Source organism: Actinoplanes sp. NPDC089786, assembly GCF_040684855.1.
Classification (GTDB): Bacteria; Actinomycetota; Actinomycetes; order Mycobacteriales; family Micromonosporaceae; genus Actinoplanes.
Map to the genome: position 1 here is coordinate 269,029 of NZ_JBFBGU010000007.1, position 17,234 is coordinate 286,262.

Below are 17,234 nucleotides of genomic sequence, written 5' to 3' on the forward strand. Positions count from 1 at the left end.
AGGCAACGTAGCCCTCGATCACGAGCCGGTCAACCGGTTGGCGGAAGATCCAGCGCGCGCGGGGCCGGGCGGGGTGTGCTGGTGGGATGATCGCCGCGCTGGTCGCCGTTCTCCTCGCCGCCGCCACACCGGTCCCGGCGGCACCGGTGGCACCACACGTGGTGGCCGTGGACGCGGCGGAGATCCCCGACCGGGTGAGCGGGCGCGCCGACGACCCCCGCTGCGGACCGGCCGCGCCTTCGCCGGTGCCCGACGGGAGGCCGATCCGGGTGGTGATGCCGCCGGCCAAGGCGTTCACCGTGGGGGCGATCCCGGCCGCGATGTGGCGGCGCCCGCCGGTGACCGACCCGACGTGGCGGCTCACCTTCCAGGGCCTGATGTGGGTGCGCCCGCTCGCCCGCCGCGCCGCCCTCGACGGCCAGCAGAAGTCGCTGGCCGCGCTCGTCCGCCAGGTCGTGCTCTTCCATCGGCAGAACCCCGACCCCGGCTCCAACGGGTACGGGTGGGACGAGGGCACCGCCCTGCGCCGGTTGGAGGCGGAGAACTGCCTCTTCACGCTGACCCGGTCGGCGGCGCTGATCCCGGGCATGACCGCGGACGTGCGCGTGCTCACCGGCCCCCGCTACTACGGGCCGCCGCGCTACGCGGTGCACAACCACGGCTCACCGTCACCACGACCGGCAAGGTGGCCGCCGTGCTGCGCGGCGCGACCAGCGGCCCGTACGGCTGGCACTTCCCGCGCTTCCAGGTCCGCGAGCCCTCGTACCAGATCATGATCGACAACCTGGGCAACTGGACGACGACGACGTTCAGAGTCGGCTGAGCGGGGTCGGCGCCGTCGCGCGGGACAGCTTCGAGGGGTTGCGCACGTAGTAGAGCCCGGTGATCCGGCCGCCGGCCATCGCGGCCGTCATGATCCCGTCGAGGTCGCCGTTCAGGCGCATCATCAGGGCCGGGTTGCCGTTGATCACAATCGACGCCACGGTCACCGGGTCGGTGACCCGGCTGGTGCCGCGGATGAGGAACCGGGCCACCCGGTCGGCGCCGACGATCGGGTTCAGCGCGGCCTGCACGACGCCACCGCCGTCGGCCAGCGCGACCACGTCCGGCGCGAGCACGTCGAGCAGGCCCTGCAGGTCGCCGGTCTCCAGGGCCCGGCGGAACGAGTCCAGCGCGACCCGGGTGTCGGCCGCGGACACCGTCTCGCGCGGCCGGCGGGCGTCGACATGCCGGCGGGCGCGGTGGGCGATCTGGCGTACGTTGGCCTCGCTCTTGCCGACCGCCTCGGCGATCTCGTCGTACCCGACGGCGAACGCCTCCCGCAGCACGAACACGGCCCGCTCGGTCGGCGACAGCGTCTCCAGCACCAGCATCATGGCCATCGACAGGCTTTCCGCCAGCACCGCGTCCTCGGCCACGTCCGGGCTGGTCAGCAACGGTTCGGGCAGCCACGGGCCGACGTAGTTCTCCTTGCGCCGGGCCAGCGTGCGCAGCCGGTTGAGCGACAGCCGGGTGGCGATCCGGACCAGATAGTTGCGGTGGTCACGGACCTGGTCCAGATCGACGCGGACCCACCGCAGCCAGGTGTCCTGCAGCACGTCCTCGGCGTCGGCGGCCGAGCCGAGCAGCTCGTAGGCGACGGTGAAGAGCAGGTTCCGGTACGCGACGAAGGCGTCGGTGTGGTCGGTCATGTCACTGTCGGTGTGGTCAGTCATGTCACCGTCGGCGTGGTCGGTCATGTCACCCAGGACACCGCCCGCCCGGCTCCTGTGACAGGGTCGCGGGATGGCTCACATCGATCTGGGTGACAACCCCGCGCCGGGCATCCGCGGCCTGCTGGCCTACCGGCCCGACACCGGGCGGGCGCTGATGCAGCTGGCCGACACGCTGCTGCGCTCGTCCGACGGCCTCACCCCCGGCGAGCGCGAGCTGATCGCGGCACACGTGTCGAAGCTCAACGACTGCACCTACTGCGAGTTGTCGCACGCGGCCGTGGCGTCGCTCCACCACCCGGCCGTCTCGGCCAAGCTGGAGGCGCTGCTGCGGGTGGCCGCGGCCACCCGCGACAGCGGCCACGCCGTCACCGACGACCTGGTGTCGCAAGCCCGGGCCGAGGGCGCCACCGACGTCGAGATCCACGACACCATCCTGATCGCGGCGGCGTTCAGCATGTTCAACCGGTACGTCGACGGCCTCGGCACCGCGGCACCGACCGACCCCGCCGCCTACCTTCCCGGTGCCGAACGCATCCACCGGCACGGCTACACCTCCTGATGCGCCCGGTCACCGGCGGCCTGATCCGCGGCGGTCTGGTCCGCGGCGGCCTGGTCTGCGGCGGCATCACGGCCGCGGCCCTCTGCGTGCCGCTCGGTCTCCTCGATGAATACCAGGTCGACGACTACTCCGACATGGATCCCGTGATCGGCGTCTTCGGCGGCCTCCTCCTCGGGGCGGTCGCCGCGGCCCTGACCCGGCTCGTGCACAGCCGTCCCAAGGCCCACGCCGTCGTGCCGTTGTTCCTGGTCCCCGGCGTGCTGGCCCCGCTGACCCTGGGCCTGGAACGCAACCGCCTGGAGGCCGCGGTCCTGTGGAGCGCGGTCGCCGTGGCGATCCACCTGCTCGTGGCGACCCGCCGCCGGCGCTGGGCGGTCCCGGCCGTCGTCCTGGTGACCACGCTCGGCGCCGGCGCCACCTGGGCCCTCCAGGAACGCTGGCGCGCCCAGGAGTTCGAGGCGATGAGCGTGCCGCTCTACGTGCCCGAGGTGCCCGGCTACCGCCTGACCGGCACCCACGCGGGCCGCTCGATGCTGATCGAACGCCTGGAGAAGGACCGGCGCGCCCTCGACGTGAGCGTCGACCGCGCCTATCCCGGCTGCCCCACCCGGACCGACGCCGAGGTGACCCAGATCTGCCTGCCGGACGGTTATGTGGTCACGCTGCACGCCGTCTTCCCCACCGGCACGGTCGGCGTGCGCGAGGCGACGGCCGCCGAGATGGCCCGCCACCCCGACAAAGTGGGTCTGAGCGAACCGGATTGAACGGCACCGCCACAGCCTGGCCACGTCCGTCACCGTCACCGATCGCGGGCAGCGGCCGCCCGCCCGGTGTCCCCTTCGGAGGAGGTGGGTTGGGCTGATCGACGCGCGGCCGTCTCCCCACTCGGGCACTGGGTGGGTGGAAAAGGTAGCGTGGACGGCGGCGAGGACAACGACGTTGCCCAGAGGGCTGGTGCTTTCACTCTGGGCAATAGCTGGCACTCAGACGTGGCCCACACACTGGGCAGCGCCGTGGCGTCCGGCGGTGGTTGGCACCCGGAGTGCTCCGACGACGTCGGATGCCCGTCACCCTGGGTAGCATGAGGTTGATCGTCATTCAGGGAGGGCCGCTATCTGCGGCAGAAGAGTATGCATTGCCAGCCGTCGGACTGGCGCACAGCAATCATCTGGGAACCGCCGGTCGAGCACTCGCCCGAACAAACGGTGAGCTGGATCTTGGAAGAGGTCCCAAACGGCCGGGTAGGGCGATCCGTGCGACCGGCCGCAAGGGCGCTGTGACTGCTCAGCGGCCCGCTGCGCTACTCAAGACCGTCCACGCCTTTGGGTTGCGGCGGCGTGCGGAGACGGGTGGGGTCTATTCGGTCCAGTGCTCGCCGAACAGCGCCCATAGGCGCGGGTAACGGAGGGCCACCATGTCGGTGTTCAGCCGGGCCCAGTCGCCGTCGTGGGGGTTGGGATCGGTGCGTAGCGTTACGGCGCGTTCTGCGGTAACGACATCGCGGATGTCCCCGTCGATGTCCGCCCGCTGGTCGCCGACCTCGCAGGCTACGTATTCCAGGGACTCCCACGTGGGGTGGTCGTCGTCCTGCCAGGGTCGTGGGAGAGACGCCAGCCTCTGTACGGCCGGTACCGTGGCGAGGCTGTCGGGGTCGGCGATCGCTCGCTCGTGAGCTGTGCGGCCGAGCCCGACGAGCCACATCTGGAAGTAGTGGAATCCGTCGGTGCCGCAGCGGCCCTCCATGAGGATGTCGGCGGATCGCCATAGGCGATACGTGTTGGCCGGTTCCCGAGTCCCGGACAGGTGCTGGACGAAGTCGAGCAGATCTGAGCGGGAGATCCGGCTGAGCCTCTGAGCCAGAAAGGCCTCGCGGTCACCGGGCTGGGGCCCGGCTCGGTGCGATAGCTCGATGAACGACGAACAGGTCCGGGTCGTCACCCGCAGCGGCGGTGGGCCCGAGCACCCCGCGATCGAGCGGGTCGCCGCCGACGCCACCGATGGCGACCGGCTCACCGAGCTCACCGCCGGCGCGGCCGCCCTCTACAACTGCGCCAGCCCGCTCTATCACCGCTGGCTCACTGACTGGCCGCCGCTGGCCGCCGCCCTGCTGACCGCCGCCGAGCGCACCGGCGCGACGCTCGCCGTGACAAGCAACCTTTACGGCTACGGGCCGGTCGACAGCCCGATCACCGCCGACACCCCGCTGGTCGCCACCGACGCGAAACTGCGCGTCCGTGCGGACATGTGGCGGGCCGCCCTCGCACTGCACGACGCCGGCCGGATCCGGGTGACCGAGGTGCGTGGCAGCGACTACATCGAGGCCAAGTCGCTGCTCGCCGACGGCCTGGCCAGGCCGCTGCTCGCCGGCCGTCGCACGCTGGTGCCAGGCGCGCTCGGTGCGCCGCACACCTGGACATCGATCAAGGACGTGGCACGCACACTGACCACGGCAGCCATCGAAGAGCAGGCATGGGGCCGCGCGTGGCTGGTGCCGTCGCATGCCCCGATGACCGTGCGTGAGCTGGCCGACCGGTTCACCCGCGTGCACGGCGCCCCGGCGCCACGGCTGGCCCGGATCCCGTACCCGATGCTGTGGGGCGCGGGGTTGATCTCGCCGATGACGCGGGAACCGCGGGCGACCTACTATCAGTTCGCGCGGCCCTTCGTGCTGGACGCATCGCTGACCGAGCGCACGTTCGGCCTGATGCCTTCGGACCTGGACGAGGCGTTGGCGGCGGTCGGATCACCGGAGCGCGTGGGCGCTCCAGGCCGCGGCACGACCGGCTCATAGCAACGATGGTGGCCACCATGGTGCTGCTCCTGTGCCGCCGGCGGCCGGCGCATCGCTCGTATCGGCGGGTTACCCCCAAACAGGATCGGTCTGTTGGGGCGCTGGCGCGGCCAGCCGCGTTAGCGCGGGCGTGCGCGCGGTTCATTTGTCAGAGCACGCCACCTCCCCGATTGGGTGATGCCGGTCGCCCCGGGCGACACGTGGGCGACATCGGCCCCGCGACGCGCGGTCATACGGTCCAAAACGATCACAATCGCGTTCTCGACCGCGTCGAGCCGATTGCCACCCTCATCGACCTGCCAGAAGTCTCAGTTGGAACGCGCCAACCGACGACATACCTGCCGCGCTCGCGTCCCTGCCGCAGGCGACGGGCCCGGATCCGCGAGCGCCGCACGGTCGAAGGCGATCACCTCGGCGTCGGTGTCGTCATCCGATTCGGTGATGGCGATGGTGTGGTCATCGTTGGCATGGTCTACCGCATGACCGGGTCAGCTGACGACGCGCCTCGTCGCCTCGACTGGCGTGGTCGAGCCGTCTCCCTGCTGCTGGGCAGTGCTGGCGGGATGAGCGTCAATCTGGTCAGCACCGACGTGGGCTACCGGGGCGTCGCGGCAGCGGCGGCCATGGCCGCAATGATGATCGTGGCATCTCGGCTTCGGGCGCTGCCGGTCCGCGCCCCCGATCGTCCGGATCAGCATCCGGGTAGCGCTGCTGGCGAGTTTTGCGGCCGCGGTTGCCATGCCGCGCGGTCCGGGGGCGTACTCGGTCTTCGCGGCGGCGGTCTTCGGGGCGGTGGCTGTTCTGGCGACATCCAGCGTTCAGGAGGCCCTGCGGGTGTTGTGCGGTGCCGCGTGCGCGGGCGGCGGGGTAGCAGGCTTCAGCTTCGGTGTCGGTGCCTGTAATGACGGTGATCTGTTCGCCGGTATCGCGTTCGCCGGCGTCGGTGTTTCGGCCGTCGCGTTCGCCACAGCAATCGTGGCCGGTAGCGGCTGGCTGCGCGTCACCGCATTGCTCGTCGGCGGCTTGTCGGCCATCTGTTTCGGCATCGCCTTGAATTTCGAGAACTCCTCCTTCGGGATCGCGGTAAGCGCGGTGGGCGCTGCGTAAGCGGGCTCGGGATCGCGACGCTGGTCGGTGGCCGGCCGCCGATCAGCGTCGCGATTTTCGGTGCCGGTCTGGCGATCGCTGTGCTGGGAGTCGCCTCGCTCGCTGTCGGCTCAGCCGGGCAGGTCGTTGCGATGATCGTGTTCGGTATCGCCACTGTCTGCTTCGGAATCGCAAAGCTCACTGGCGACAAGCTGCTGTACGGGGCGGCCCTTGCCGGGGGCGGGACGGCGAGCATCGGATTCGGAACTATCGTGCTTGTAGCCGGACAGCCGCTGCCCTCGATCGCCCTTATCGGGCTCGGGGCGGCCTTCCTCGGAAACGGCGTTACCGGGCTGCTCGGTGGTGTCCTCGGCCACCAGCTCCGCGCGGGACTCGCAGACCTCACCCGAGAGCCGGACGCTCCAGCGAAGGGCCCGAGTTGATCAGTCGCTCGAAGGACGCGCTGCCTATATAGCGGTCTCCCAGCGCAACGTCGGGCAACTCGATCCGCCCGCCGCGCGCGTCGGTCCAGCATTCGCTCACCGGCGAGCTACCTCGTTGAGCAGGTGCCGCGGGCACGTCCGACCAAACGAACGAACAGCGCGGCGTCGCTGCCGAATCTGTCGCTGCACCACGAGGCCGGCTGGGGGGTTGGGGTGAGGGGCAGGCGGGATCGTTCTGCCCCTGCCCCTCAGATGTATGGCGTGCTTGTGCTGTGGTGTTACCGGCGTACGCGCTTGACCCACAGGGGAGCGACGACGGCGACCAGGGCGATGGCGGCGGCGATCTGAAGGATGTGGCGGATCCAGTCGAAGCCCCCGGTGTCCCTGACGCCCAGAGCAGAAGCGATGAGGTTGCCGATGATGGCGCCGATCACGCCCAGGATGATGGTCAACCAGATGGGGATGTTCTGTCGGCCCGGCAGAATCGCTCGTGCGATGAGACCGATGATCAAACCGGCGATGATGGCCCAGATGAACGACATTGTGCGCCCTTCGGTGAGTGTCCGATGTCCTGCAGATGCCCGTGAAGTACCCGTGGGGATTCGTCGGCTTGCCGGTGAGGATCCGCGCAAGATGCTGGTGCTTGGGTCGGTTGCGACGTGCCTGATCGACGATGACCGTGTTTCCTCAACGTGTGACCGGCAAACACCCGCGTCGAGGTTTAGATGAGCAGGTTTTCCGGATCGCTGATCGGCGCCCTCCCGGCTTCCCAGCCGTGATACCACCACCGCACGATCTGTCAACCATGGTTGACGGCTTGCGTTCTGTCAACTACCGTTGACAGGATGACGACCTCGACAGCCATTGCCGCCACTACGCCTGAGCGGCCTCCTCCCCACCCGAGTCGGCTGCTCGTGGCCGGCCTCCTCGTCGGTCCCCTCTTCACCGCGGCGTACCTGGTGGAAGGCGCTCTCCGTGGCGACGGGTACTCCCCGCTCCGCCATCCGGTCAGCTCACTCGCTCTCGGGCCGCAAGGGTGGCAACAGATCGCGAACTTCGTTGTCTGCGGACTGCTGGTGGTCCTGTTCTCGATCGGCCTGCGCCGCACCCTGCGCACCGGCCCGGGCGCGCTGGCCGTGCCGCTACTGGTGGCCGTCTGGGGTATCGGGCTGATCGGCGCGGGAATCTTCGTCACCGACCCGGTCGGCGGTTATCCGACCGCGGCCAGCCCGGTCACCTGGCACGGCCAACTGCACGATCTGGCCTTCTCCCTGCCCGCCTTCGCTGCGCTGACCCTCGCCATGCTGACCGCGACCGTCGCATTCGCGCGCCGGCGATCGGGCTGGTTCGCCCTGTACTCGGCTCTGAGCGGGACGGTATTCGCCGTGCTGTTCGCCTTCGCGCTGATCGGCTTCGCCGGCACCGACCCGTGGACCTCCACCGCGGGACTGTGGCAGCGGCTGTGCGTGTCCGTCGGCTGGCTGTGGCTTGCCCTCCTCGCCACGAACCGCCGACGAGCGGCCCGCCGAGCGGGGCGCTGAGCGGGGCGCTGAGCGGGGCGTCGCCGACCGCGTGCGCTGGGAACGGAGCCACCGGCGCGAGCTGGACGCGCTGCGCCGGGGCTGGCGTCAACGGGTGGCCGACGCCGCGGCTATCCGTCCGTGAGGCGGGGCATGCGGGCCGGGACCGTGCACGTGGTGGTCAGGTCGGTGGGCCGGCCCGACTCCAGGGCCAGCATGATCTCGAGGACGTGCAGGGCCACGTCGGCGCCGGTGCGGTGCGAGGTGTCCGCCTCGATGGCCTGGGCCAGGTCGGCCAGGCCCACGCCGCGGCCGCCGGGCTGGTAGCCGGCGTTCCACGGGACGGTGGTCCAGGCCGGGTCGGCGCGGGTTAAGATCTCCACGTCGCCGTCGAAGCGGTTGGGGTCGGGGACGGACAGCGTGCCGGAGGCGCCGTAGACCTCGATGTGCGGGAGGCGGGCGGCCCAGGTGTCGAAGCTGAACATGACCGTCGTGACCGCGCCGCCGGCATGCGAGAGGTAGCCGGTCGTGTGGGTGTCGACCGCGACCGGGAACGACGCGCCCTCCTTCGGGCCCGAGCCGATCAGCCTCGTGTCCTGTGGGCGCACCGACAAGCCGCTGACCTGGCGGACCGGGCCGAGCAGGTGCACCAGGGTGGTCAGGTAGTACGGGCCCATGTCGAGGACGGGACCGCCGCCGGGCTGGTAGTAGAACTCGGGGTCGGGGTGCCAGCGTTCGTGGCCGGGGGTGGTCATGAAGGCGGTCGCGGCGTGCGGGACGCCGATGGCGCCGGAGTCGAGCACGCCCAGCGCGGTCTGGAGGCCGGCGCCCAGGATCGTGTCGGGAGCGCAGGCGAGCCGGACACCTTCGGACGAGGCGGCGTCGAGAAGAGATTCCGCGAGGAGAAGGGACGGGGCGAGCGGCTTCTCGCCGTACACATGCTTGCCGTTCTTGATCGCGGCGAGGGCGACCGGGGCGTGACCGGCCGGCGTGGTCAGGTTGAGGACCACGTCGACGTCGGGGGAAGCGCACAGGTCGTCGAGGGTAAGGACCCGGGCGCCGGGATGCTGTGCGGCCAGGGCCTCGGCCCGAGAGGACGAGAGGTCGGCGACCGCGGTGACCGGCAGGGACGGGAACCGGGACAGGGTCTGGCTGTACTGGGCGCTGATCTTGCCGGCGCCGACGATGCCGACCCTCATCGGGCCGCCCACAGCAGGCCACGCTCGACGATCGTGCGCACGTTCTCGTCCTCGAGCACCTCGACCCGGTGGCCCGGCGTACACACGAAGACCTTGCCCTGACCCCACTGGCGGGTCCAGACGGCCGGGGCGGTGATCGGCCGCGACCACTCGCCCCACGGCCGGGTCGCGGTGGTGGTCGTGGCCAGCACGTCGTTGTAGTCGTCGGTCAGCACCCAGTACTGCTCGGTGTGGAGCTCGAAGTCGGAAATCCCGGAGGTGATGGGATGATCAGCGACGATCTCGATGCGGTGGTTGACGTAATTGTCCGACATGTCGCCGGTGCGGTCATCGGGAGCGAGCCGCGAGGCGTGCGTCGCGAACTGCCCGCCCACCAGCTGGAGGTAGTCCGAGCTGGCCCGGTAGGAGTCGCAGATCCCGCCGTGCCAGCCCGCGAACCCCGCGCCCCCGGACACCGCCGCGATGAGCCCCTTCAGCGCCTCCGGAGAGATCGTCGACATGGTCACGCTCTGGACGATCAGATCGACCGACGCCATGTACGAGGCTTCGGCGTAGACGGAAGGATCATCGGAGACGCGTACGGAGAAATCGTTGTCCTTGAGGAAGGGGATGAACAACTCGGTGGCCTCGACGGGCTGATGCCCCTCCCAGCCGCCGCGGACTACCAGGGCTTGTCGCATGCCCCATTCTTAACGGGTGGCTGGAACTTCCGGAAGACCCGCGAGAGCCGCCTCGAGCGCGGGGCCGGACAGCTCGTGGTCGACCATCTCCCCGGCCAGGTACCGGCTGTAGGCGGGCAGGTCGAGGTGGCCGTGCCCGCAGAGTGCGGTGAGGATCACCTTCTCCTCACCGGTCTCCTTGCACCGCAGCGCCTCCTCGACGCAGGCCGCCAGCGCGTGCGTGGGCTCGGGCGCCGTCAGGTCGGACGGCGACGGGTGGATCGTGCGTGCCGAGCGCCTTCTCCAGCCGGTGCGCGCGGAACAGCGGGGACGGCCGCCACAGCCGGTACACGTCGAGGACCTCGGGCGGGATGTCCACGTACCGCTCCGTGGTCACCTCCTGCTCGATCAGCGCCATCGGGAACAGCGGCGCCAGGTCGTCCGGGCCGATCGGCTGGAGCGTGCCCGGGTGCAGCACCGGCGGCGGGGGCGACGGCAGGTCGGGCACCAGGTTGTACCAGCGGCGCGGCATCTCCGACTCGTCGAGCAGGATCTTCGTGGCGGTCATGGGTGCATCATCGGCGATCCGGCCCGGATTCCTCAGGTCCGACACGACCAGGTCGATCAGAGGGGGCATGGGGACCGGCATGCGCAGGTGGGACACGACTGGGCTGGTGGTGCTGCTGGCCCTGGGCGCGTTCTCGATCGTCGCGATCCAGGTGTCCGGCTCGTCGACCAGGCCGCTGTTCAACGCCGTGGCCGGGTTCGCCCAGCTGTTCTTCGCCGTGCTCGGGCTCGCCTTCGCGATCCGCACCGCCCGCCTGGGCCGCGAGCTGCCGAGACATCTGAGGCGGGCGTGGCGGATGATGCTGCCGGTCTACGTGCTGTGGCCGGTGACCATCGTGCTGTACGCGGTCTACCCGGGGCAGGGCTTCCCCAGCCCGCCGGACATCGGCCGGCTGCTCATCGCCGTGGCCACGCTGATCGGCATCCTGGCCTTCGCGCGGCTGCCCGGCAGCAGCGCCGAACGGGCCAAGCTGCGTCTCGACGCCACCCTGGTCGGCGTGGGAACCGCCATGGTGCTGTGGTTCTTCGTGGTCAGCCCGGCCCTGCGGGACGACGCCACGTCGACGTGGCGGGAGATCGTGCCCAGCGTCGTGCACCCGCTCTTCGGCGCGGCGCTGCTCTTCTGCATCAGCGTGGTGCTGCTCCGCGGGCCCGGCGCGGCCGCCGCCCACCGCCCGCTGCTGGTGCTGGTCGCCGCGGTGGTCATGATCCTCACCGGGGACATGATCCGGGCGTACGTGATCAACCACGGCGGGCCGGTGATGCCGACCGCCCTGCAGACCACACTGTGGACCGGCGGCATGTTCCTGTTCATGCTCGCCCCGTACGTGCAGCGCTTGTACTGCCGCCGCCCCGACCGGATCCGCTGGGCCACCGAGGGCGGCGCCTCCTCGCGCCCGCCGCGCTGGCCCTACGTGACCGTGATCCCCGGCTACGCCCTGCTGCTGCTCGAGGTCGGCGCCAAGGAGCCGTACCCGGCCGGCGGCCTGATCGCCGGGGCGATCATCGTGTCGTCGCTGGTCTTCGCGCGGCAGATGATCGCCGCGCAGGAGAGCCGGCGGCTGGCCGTCACCGACGGGCTGACCGGGCTGGCCAACCGCTTCCAGCTGTACGAGGTGCTGCCGCGCGCCCTGGCCAAGGCGGCCCGCAACGGCACCCGGGTCGGCGTGCTGATCATCGACATGAACGGCTTCAAGCAGATCAACGACACGCTCGGCCACCGGGCCGGCGACCAGTTGCTGGTCGGCTTCGGCGACCTGCTGCGCCGCTGTGTGCTCGGCTCCGACCTGGTGGCCCGGCTGGGTGGTGACGAGTTCGCCATCGTGCTGCCCGAGCTCACCGACGAGGCGCAGGCCCAGGCGGTCATCCGGCGGATCCGGGCGGCGATGGCCGAGCCGATCGACGTCGGCGAGACCGTGGTCCAGCCCAGCGCCAGCATCGGCGTGGCACTGTCCGAGCCGGAGGAACTCGCCACCGACGACGTGGTCGCCCGCGCCGACATGGCGATGTACGAGTCCAAGAAGAACAGGACGCCGAGCCGTTAGCTCTAGGGTGTCGGCGTGGACATCGCGCGTCGTGGCGCCTACCGGCGTACCGCCTTCTTCGTGCTCGCTCTCGCCGCCCTGCTCGCGGTGGCCCGCCCCGGCATGCCGTCCTTCGTGGTCGTCGGCGTCTTCTTCCTCTACGTCGCGATCGCCGCGGTGTGGATCGCCGGTCAGTACGCGCAGAGCCTGGGCGGCCGGCAGGAGGTCGTCCCGGCCTGGCTGTGGGGCCTCGGGCTGCTGGCCGCCGCCGGGCTGATCACGCTCTGGTTCGTCAAGCACTGGAGCGGCACGCTGCTCGGCGGGCTGTTCCTGATCTACCTGCTGTCCGGCAGCGCGGTCGCGGCCTGGCGGCAGCGCCCCGGCCTGCCGCGGCGGCTCGGGCTCGGGCTGACGGTCATCGCGGTGCTGCTGACCGTGGCCGGGTCGGCCCTGCTGTGGCTGACGTCGTGGCGGCTCGCGGCCGGCATCGTGCTCGCCCTCGGTGTGCTGCTCTTCCTGCCGCTCGCGCTGACCATCGGGGCGGAACAGACGATCAACACCGTGCGGACACCGTACGCGCTGATCCTCGGCTTTCTGGGTCTGCTCCTGCTGGGCGCGACGGGATATCTCGGTGTCCGGATCAGCCACTCCTCCCTGGTCCTGTGGGTGCTGGGGGCGATCGCGGTGCTGGTCGTGGCCATGGCCTCGGCGACGCAGGCGGACGTCGTCCTCATCATGTCGTTGATCGCGGCGATGGGCGTGACCCCGCGCCCGGCCGGCGAGCCCGGCCACCTCGAGGTGCAGGGCCGGCAGCGGGTGCTGGTCGCGCTGGGCGACTCCTTCATGTCCGGTGAAGGGGCGTCGATCTACTACCAGGGTACGGACGAGGCCGACCCGGATCGCGGCGACCAGTGCCGCCGCTCCCCCACCGCCTGGGCCGTGCTCGCCGCGCGGAGCCCCGCGTTCGACGGGCTGGACTTCCTGGCCTGCTCCGGCGCCCGCACCTGGAACGTCCTCCCGCAGCCGCCGGCCGACCCGCCGGCCGACGTGACGCTCACCCGCAAGGGCGTGCCCGCGGCCGTGCCGGACCGGTCCGCGCAGACGCAGCTTCAGCAGTACCAGCAGCAGAAGGGCTTCACGCCGGCCATGGTGGTGCTGAGCGTCGGCGGCAACGACGCCGGCTTCTCGACCATCGGGCAGATGTGCCTGGCCCCCGGCTCCTGCGACGAGAAGGCCGACCTGTGGACCACGTCGCTGGCCCAGGTGGAACGCAACCTGCGGGCGACCTATGTGGCCGTGGACGACAGCTTCCCCGGCGTACCCGTCGCGATCGTGCCCTATCCCGACCCGATCCAGCTCACCCGGGGCTGCAACCAGCTCGCCCTGTCCCGCCGCGAGAAGGAGTTCCTGCACGACTACGTCGGGCAGCTCAACGGCGTGATCACCCGGACGGCCGGCGAGTTCGGCTTCCACGTCGTCGACGACATGCAGCGCGCCCTGGCGTCCGAGCACCTCCAGCTCTGCGACCCGCGGAACGACGGGCGGCCCGGCCTCAACTTCGTCGGGCTGCGGTCGGTGCGGGGCGGCGCCGAGGAGCGCTACAACCCGCGGAACTGGTCGCACAGCAGCCTGCACCCGAACGAACGCGGCCACGCGGCGATGTCCCGCACGTTCCAGGGCTGGCTGGCCCGGCAGCCGTCGCCGCTCCCGCCACGGGTGGCGATCAGCGCCCTCGCGCGCGACCGGCAGCAGGCCGCGCTGACCGCCCAATCCTCCAAGACCCTGACCCAGGCGGCCCAGGAGGCCCGGGCCGAGGCGCCGCTGTGCCAGCTCGGGTACGGCGACGACCAGGGCACCTGCCGGCCGCAGGGTACGGACTGGACGCTGAAGCAGATCGGCCACCTGCTCCTGGCCCGGTGGGGCCTGCTCGCGTTCTTCGCGACCGTGCTGGGCGCCTGGCTCGTCGCGGTCGGCTTCTTCACCTGGCGACGTCGATCTACGGAGGATTCACCATGAGCGACGATCTGTGGGCCGTGGCCGATCTGGTGACGCCGATGGCGGTCCGGGTGGCGGCCACGCTGCGGCTGGCCGATCACATCGCGGCCGGGGTGACCTCGCCCGCGGCCCTGGCCCCGTTGGTGGGCGCCGACCCCGATGCGCTCGACCGGCTGATGGCCCATCTGGTGACCGCGGGTGTGCTGACGCCGTCGTACGGGCTCACCGCCCTCGGCGAGCTGCTGCGCGACGACCACCCGGACGGGCAGCGGGCCTGGCTCGACATCGCGGGAGCGGTCGGGCGGGCCGAGTTGTCGTTCGTCCACCTGCTGCACTCGGTACGGACCGGTGAGGCGGCCTACCCACAGCAGTACGGGCGGGAGTTCTGGGACGACGTGAGCGGTGATCCGGCCCTCTCGGCGACCTTCGACGCGCTGATGGGCGGGCGGCTGGGCGGCGACGCCGGGGAGATCGCCTCGGCGTACCCGTGGGGCGATCTTGGTCGTCTGGTCGACGTCGGCGGCGGGAACGGAACCCTGCTGATCGCCATCCTGCAAGCCCACGACGATCTGCGCGGCACGGTCGTCGACCTGGCCGGCCCGGTGGCCCGCGCGACCACGGCGATCGCGGCGGCCGGGCTCACGGCCCGCGCCGACGCCCAGGTGGGCAGCTTCTTCGCCCCGCTGCCGGCCGGGGCCGGGGGCTACCTGCTCTCCGGGGTGATCCACGACTGGGACGACGAGTCGGCCGTGCGGATCCTGCGGCGGTGCGCGGCGGCGGCCGGTGACACCGGCAAGGTCCTGGTCATCGAGGACAACATCGGCGACGACCGGTTCACCTCGGGCGACCTGCGGATGCTCTGCTACGTGCGCGGCCGCGACCGCACCGTCGACCAGCTGAACGAGGTCGCCGCCGCGGCCGGGCTGACGTTCTCGTCGGTGACCCCCGGCGGCAACCGCCTGATCGTCGAGTACCACCGGTAGGTGGCTGGCCCGACCACCTGATCCACGACGCGACGGGGTCAGCCGTTCGGCTTGGGTTGTTCCTGGCGGAGGCCGGTGACCAGCAGGGTGACGATCCGGCGGACGTCGTAGTCCGAGTCCGGCACGGCCCAGGCGCACAGGTCGCCGACCGCTCGGAGCAGTTCGTAGGCGCTGATGTCGGCGACGACCTCGCCCTCGGCCCGGGCCGCGGTCAGCAGGTCGGACAGGACCGGCATCAGCCGGTCGAGGAAGAGCGTGTGCAGCGCCGAGAAACCGGTCGGGTCGCCCTGCATCACCGAGGCCAGGCCGTGTTTGGTGCCGAGGAAGTCGACGAACAGGTGGATCCAGTCGAGCAGGGCGGCGAACGGCGACGACGCTGAGGCCAGCAGGGCCGGGCCGGCGTCGGCGCACGCGTCGATCTGGTGCCGGTAGACGGCGACCACAAGATCGGCCCGGGTCGGGAAGTGCCGGTACAGCGTCCCCATGCCCACGCCGGCCGCCGCCGCGACCTCGCGCACGGTCGCGTCGACGCCGGAGGTGGCGAACACCGTGGCGGCCGCGTCGAGCAGGGCGCGCTCATTGCGTTCCACGTCCGCGCGGCGCTTCGGGGTCGCAGACATCCGTGCATCCTCCCACGCTCTCGGGTCCGCTCGCGGTTTCCCTTGTCGAAACGGAGCATTGCTCCGTATAGTGAACCGGAACGCTGCTCCGATTCTAGCGAGAGGACCACTCATGCTCCTGTCAGCCAAACCGGTCGTCCTGCCGGCGCCTCACCGCGGCGACGACCTTCAGGTCCGCGTCTCGGCCCCGGCCACCGGGCGCGACCTGCCCGTCGTCGTGTTCGCGCACGGGTTCGGGCAGGCCATGGACTCGTACGACCCGCTCGTCGACTTCTGGGCCGACAACGGCCTGGTCGTGGTCCAGCCCACCTTCCTCGACTCGGCCACGCTCGGCCTCACCCCCGCCGACCCGCGCTACCCGGAGATCTGGCGCACCCGCGTCGCCGACCTCGTCCGGGTGATCGACGACCTCGACACGATCCTCACCGCGATCCCCGGCCTGGCCGGGCGGGTCGACCAGGAACGGCTCGCGGTGGCCGGCCATTCCTGGGGCGGCCAGTCGGCCGGGATGCTGCTGGGCGCCCGCGTGCTCGACGCCGACGGCCGGCCCGGCCCGAGCGCGACCGACAAGCGGGTCAAGGCCGGCGTCCTCCTGGCCACGACCGGCCTCGGCGGCGACGACCTCTCGCCGTTCGCCCGGGAGCACTTCTCCTTCATGAGCCCCGACTTCACCGAGCTGACCACACCCACCCTGGTGGTGGCCGGCGACCACGACCAGTCACAGCTGTCCACCCGGGGCCCCGACTGGTTCACCGACGTGTACGACCTCAGCCCCGGCGCCGAGAGCCTGCTGACGATCTTCGGCGGCGAGCACTCCCTCGGCGGCATCCACGGCTACCGGGCGGCCGACACCACCGACGAGAGCCCCGACCGCGTCGACCTGGTCCGGCGGGCGTCGTGGGCCTTCCTGCTCAAGGCGCTCGACATCGACAACACCGCCTGGCCGAAGATCGTGGCGTCCCCCGGCCCCGCCGGGCGCATCGACTACCGGCCGGTGTCGTCCGGGCCGGCCGAGACGTTGTAGGCGTCCTTGGCCGCGACCACGGCCGCCTGAAGGTGTTCCGGGTCGACGCCGTGAACGTTGAGCGGCGGGTGCAGGCGCCGGACCAGCGCGGCCTCGACCACCGCCGGCTCCGCGTCCTCGGCCCAGGTCAACCGCAGGTGAGCGTGCATCCACGCGGACAGCCGCTGCTCGTCCTCGGGAACCAGGACCACCCGGTTGGTCCACATCGTCCGATAGCCCTCGGACACCAGAAGGCCCACCAGCGTGCGGCGCAGGGTCGAGTTGCCCGACCGCCTCAGATGGTTGCGCAGAATCCGGCCCCGCAGGTTGGTGGCCCTTCCGAGGTAGAGCAGCCGCAGCGACGGGTCGTTCTCGTTCGGCGGCCCCGGCAGGTCGGCAAGGACCGAGGAGTCGGCCCACCACGCGTAGACCCCGCTGCCCCGGCTGAGCCCTTTGACGGCAACGTCGAGCTCGAGGGGCAGGCCGGACAGCAGCCGCAGCGCCTCCTCCACCCTGGCCTGGTCGGTCGGGACGTCGTCGTGTCGCATTCCGGAAGTGGTCATCGAGCCCA

General features: G+C 71.1%; 20 protein-coding genes. 10 read left to right on the plus strand and 10 right to left on the minus strand.

Annotated features, from left to right (window positions below; all coding sequences use genetic code 11):
- Positions 1-86 precede the first annotated feature (86 nt).
- Complete coding sequence (locus AB0O15_RS23180) at positions 87-776, plus strand: hypothetical protein (protein WP_364321999.1); 690 nt, start codon at positions 87-89, stop codon at positions 774-776.
- 33 nt (positions 777-809) lie between these two features.
- Here the strand turns inward: AB0O15_RS23180 and AB0O15_RS23185 are convergent, their stop codons facing one another.
- A complete protein-coding gene (locus AB0O15_RS23185; RefSeq protein ID WP_364322002.1) occupies positions 810-1,739 on the minus strand; it encodes an RNA polymerase sigma-70 factor in 930 nt (309 codons plus the stop codon).
- A 46-nt stretch (positions 1,740-1,785) separates the two neighbouring features.
- On the opposite strand from AB0O15_RS23185, the gene AB0O15_RS23190 reads away from it, so the two are divergent.
- A complete protein-coding gene (locus AB0O15_RS23190; RefSeq protein ID WP_364322005.1) occupies positions 1,786-2,274 on the plus strand; it encodes a carboxymuconolactone decarboxylase family protein in 489 nt (162 codons plus the stop codon).
- Positions 2,274-3,038, plus strand: coding sequence for a hypothetical protein (locus AB0O15_RS23195; RefSeq protein ID WP_364322008.1), 765 nt, complete (start codon positions 2,274-2,276; stop codon positions 3,036-3,038). The genes AB0O15_RS23190 and AB0O15_RS23195 overlap by 1 nt, the downstream gene beginning before the upstream one ends.
- Positions 3,039-3,630: 592 nt before the next feature.
- Here the strand turns inward: AB0O15_RS23195 and AB0O15_RS23200 are convergent.
- The gene (locus AB0O15_RS23200) at positions 3,631-4,212 is read right to left on the minus strand and encodes a DUF4240 domain-containing protein (RefSeq protein ID WP_364322011.1); all 582 of its coding nucleotides are present in this window, start codon (positions 4,210-4,212) and stop codon (positions 3,631-3,633) included.
- Here AB0O15_RS23200 and AB0O15_RS23205 point away from each other — a divergent pair.
- Entirely contained in the window at positions 4,184-5,065 is an 882-nt protein-coding gene (locus AB0O15_RS23205) for an NAD-dependent epimerase (RefSeq protein ID WP_364322014.1), read from the plus strand. The genes AB0O15_RS23200 and AB0O15_RS23205 overlap by 29 nt on opposite strands.
- Positions 5,066-5,857: 792 nt before the next feature.
- On the plus strand, positions 5,858-6,172 hold the full coding sequence (locus AB0O15_RS23210; RefSeq protein ID WP_364322017.1) for a hypothetical protein: 315 nt from the start codon (positions 5,858-5,860) through the stop codon (positions 6,170-6,172).
- A gap of 110 nt (positions 6,173-6,282) precedes the next feature.
- On the opposite strand, the gene AB0O15_RS23215 is transcribed toward AB0O15_RS23210, so the two are convergent.
- Entirely contained in the window at positions 6,283-6,528 is a 246-nt protein-coding gene (locus AB0O15_RS23215) for a hypothetical protein (protein ID WP_364322020.1), read from the minus strand.
- Between the two features lie 344 nt (positions 6,529-6,872).
- Positions 6,873-7,136, minus strand: coding sequence for a GlsB/YeaQ/YmgE family stress response membrane protein (locus tag AB0O15_RS23220; RefSeq protein ID WP_364322023.1), 264 nt, complete (start codon positions 7,134-7,136; stop codon positions 6,873-6,875).
- A 303-nt stretch (positions 7,137-7,439) separates the two neighbouring features.
- Here AB0O15_RS23220 and AB0O15_RS23225 point away from each other — a divergent pair, with 303 nt between their 5' ends.
- A complete protein-coding gene (locus AB0O15_RS23225) occupies positions 7,440-8,135 on the plus strand; it encodes a DUF998 domain-containing protein (protein ID WP_364322026.1) in 696 nt (231 codons plus the stop codon).
- Between the two features lie 110 nt (positions 8,136-8,245).
- Here AB0O15_RS23225 and AB0O15_RS23230 read toward each other — a convergent pair whose 3' ends face one another.
- From AB0O15_RS23230 to AB0O15_RS23245, 4 genes are read right to left on the minus strand one after another with little or no spacing between them, the layout of a single operon-like run.
- Entirely contained in the window at positions 8,246-9,313 is a 1,068-nt protein-coding gene (locus AB0O15_RS23230; protein ID WP_364322029.1) for a Gfo/Idh/MocA family oxidoreductase, read from the minus strand.
- Positions 9,310-9,993: a ThuA domain-containing protein gene (locus AB0O15_RS23235; RefSeq protein WP_364322032.1), complete on the minus strand. Its 684-nt coding sequence runs from the start codon at positions 9,991-9,993 to the stop codon at positions 9,310-9,312. The genes AB0O15_RS23230 and AB0O15_RS23235 overlap by 4 nt, the downstream gene beginning before the upstream one ends.
- 9 nt (positions 9,994-10,002) lie before the next feature.
- Entirely contained in the window at positions 10,003-10,152 is a 150-nt protein-coding gene (locus tag AB0O15_RS23240) for a hypothetical protein (protein WP_364322035.1), read from the minus strand.
- Between the two features lie 7 nt (positions 10,153-10,159).
- Entirely contained in the window at positions 10,160-10,540 is a 381-nt protein-coding gene (locus AB0O15_RS23245; protein ID WP_364322038.1) for a hypothetical protein, read from the minus strand.
- Positions 10,541-10,619: 79 nt separating this feature from the next.
- Between AB0O15_RS23245 and AB0O15_RS23250 the strand changes: the two genes are divergently transcribed.
- From AB0O15_RS23250 to AB0O15_RS23260, 3 genes are read left to right on the plus strand one after another with little or no spacing between them, the layout of a single operon-like run.
- Positions 10,620-12,083 (plus strand): GGDEF domain-containing protein, encoded by a 1,464-nt coding sequence (locus AB0O15_RS23250; protein WP_364322041.1) that lies wholly within the window; start codon positions 10,620-10,622, stop codon positions 12,081-12,083.
- 15 nt (positions 12,084-12,098) lie between these two features.
- Positions 12,099-14,078: an SGNH/GDSL hydrolase family protein gene (locus tag AB0O15_RS23255; protein WP_364322044.1), complete on the plus strand. Its 1,980-nt coding sequence runs from the start codon at positions 12,099-12,101 to the stop codon at positions 14,076-14,078.
- Positions 14,075-15,040 carry a methyltransferase gene (locus tag AB0O15_RS23260; RefSeq protein ID WP_364322047.1) on the plus strand — a complete coding sequence of 322 codons (966 nt, stop codon included), beginning with the start codon at positions 14,075-14,077 and terminating at the stop codon, positions 15,038-15,040. The genes AB0O15_RS23255 and AB0O15_RS23260 overlap by 4 nt, the downstream gene beginning before the upstream one ends.
- 38 nt (positions 15,041-15,078) lie before the next feature.
- On the opposite strand, the gene AB0O15_RS23265 is transcribed toward AB0O15_RS23260, so the two are convergent.
- Positions 15,079-15,660, minus strand: a complete 582-nt coding sequence (locus AB0O15_RS23265; protein WP_364322049.1) for a helix-turn-helix domain-containing protein — start codon at positions 15,658-15,660, stop codon at positions 15,079-15,081.
- Between the two features lie 112 nt (positions 15,661-15,772).
- Here AB0O15_RS23265 and AB0O15_RS23270 point away from each other — a divergent pair, with 112 nt between their 5' ends.
- Positions 15,773-16,684, plus strand: coding sequence for an alpha/beta fold hydrolase (locus AB0O15_RS23270; protein ID WP_364322051.1), 912 nt, complete (start codon positions 15,773-15,775; stop codon positions 16,682-16,684).
- On the opposite strand, the gene AB0O15_RS23275 is transcribed toward AB0O15_RS23270, so the two are convergent.
- A complete protein-coding gene (locus AB0O15_RS23275; RefSeq protein WP_364322053.1) occupies positions 16,645-17,226 on the minus strand; it encodes a GIY-YIG nuclease family protein in 582 nt (193 codons plus the stop codon). The genes AB0O15_RS23270 and AB0O15_RS23275 overlap by 40 nt on opposite strands.
- Positions 17,227-17,234: the final 8 nt, after the last annotated feature.

Excerpts from the sequence above, each read along its gene's own strand:
- AB0O15_RS23270 (WP_364322051.1), top strand. The coding sequence starts at position 15,773 with ATGCTCCTGTCAGCCAAACCGGTCGTCCTGCCGGCGCCTCACCGCGGC.
- AB0O15_RS23275 (WP_364322053.1), bottom strand. The coding sequence starts at position 17,226 with ATGACCACTTCCGGAATGCGACACGACGACGTCCCGACCGACCAGGCC.
- AB0O15_RS23230 (WP_364322029.1), bottom strand. The coding sequence starts at position 9,313 with ATGAGGGTCGGCATCGTCGGCGCCGGCAAGATCAGCGCCCAGTACAGC.
- AB0O15_RS23245 (WP_364322038.1), bottom strand. The coding sequence starts at position 10,540 with ATGACCGCCACGAAGATCCTGCTCGACGAGTCGGAGATGCCGCGCCGC.
- AB0O15_RS23180 (WP_364321999.1), top strand. The coding sequence starts at position 87 with ATGATCGCCGCGCTGGTCGCCGTTCTCCTCGCCGCCGCCACACCGGTC.
- AB0O15_RS23190 (WP_364322005.1), top strand. The coding sequence starts at position 1,786 with ATGGCTCACATCGATCTGGGTGACAACCCCGCGCCGGGCATCCGCGGC.
- AB0O15_RS23185 (WP_364322002.1), bottom strand. The coding sequence starts at position 1,739 with ATGACCGACCACGCCGACGGTGACATGACTGACCACACCGACAGTGAC.
- AB0O15_RS23205 (WP_364322014.1), top strand. The coding sequence starts at position 4,184 with ATGAACGACGAACAGGTCCGGGTCGTCACCCGCAGCGGCGGTGGGCCC.
- AB0O15_RS23265 (WP_364322049.1), bottom strand. The coding sequence starts at position 15,660 with ATGTCTGCGACCCCGAAGCGCCGCGCGGACGTGGAACGCAATGAGCGC.
- AB0O15_RS23260 (WP_364322047.1), top strand. The coding sequence starts at position 14,075 with ATGAGCGACGATCTGTGGGCCGTGGCCGATCTGGTGACGCCGATGGCG.
- AB0O15_RS23250 (WP_364322041.1), top strand. The coding sequence starts at position 10,620 with ATGCGCAGGTGGGACACGACTGGGCTGGTGGTGCTGCTGGCCCTGGGC.
- AB0O15_RS23235 (WP_364322032.1), bottom strand. The coding sequence starts at position 9,993 with ATGCGACAAGCCCTGGTAGTCCGCGGCGGCTGGGAGGGGCATCAGCCC.
- AB0O15_RS23225 (WP_364322026.1), top strand. The coding sequence starts at position 7,440 with ATGACGACCTCGACAGCCATTGCCGCCACTACGCCTGAGCGGCCTCCT.
- AB0O15_RS23220 (WP_364322023.1), bottom strand. The coding sequence starts at position 7,136 with ATGTCGTTCATCTGGGCCATCATCGCCGGTTTGATCATCGGTCTCATC.
- AB0O15_RS23195 (WP_364322008.1), top strand. The coding sequence starts at position 2,274 with ATGCGCCCGGTCACCGGCGGCCTGATCCGCGGCGGTCTGGTCCGCGGC.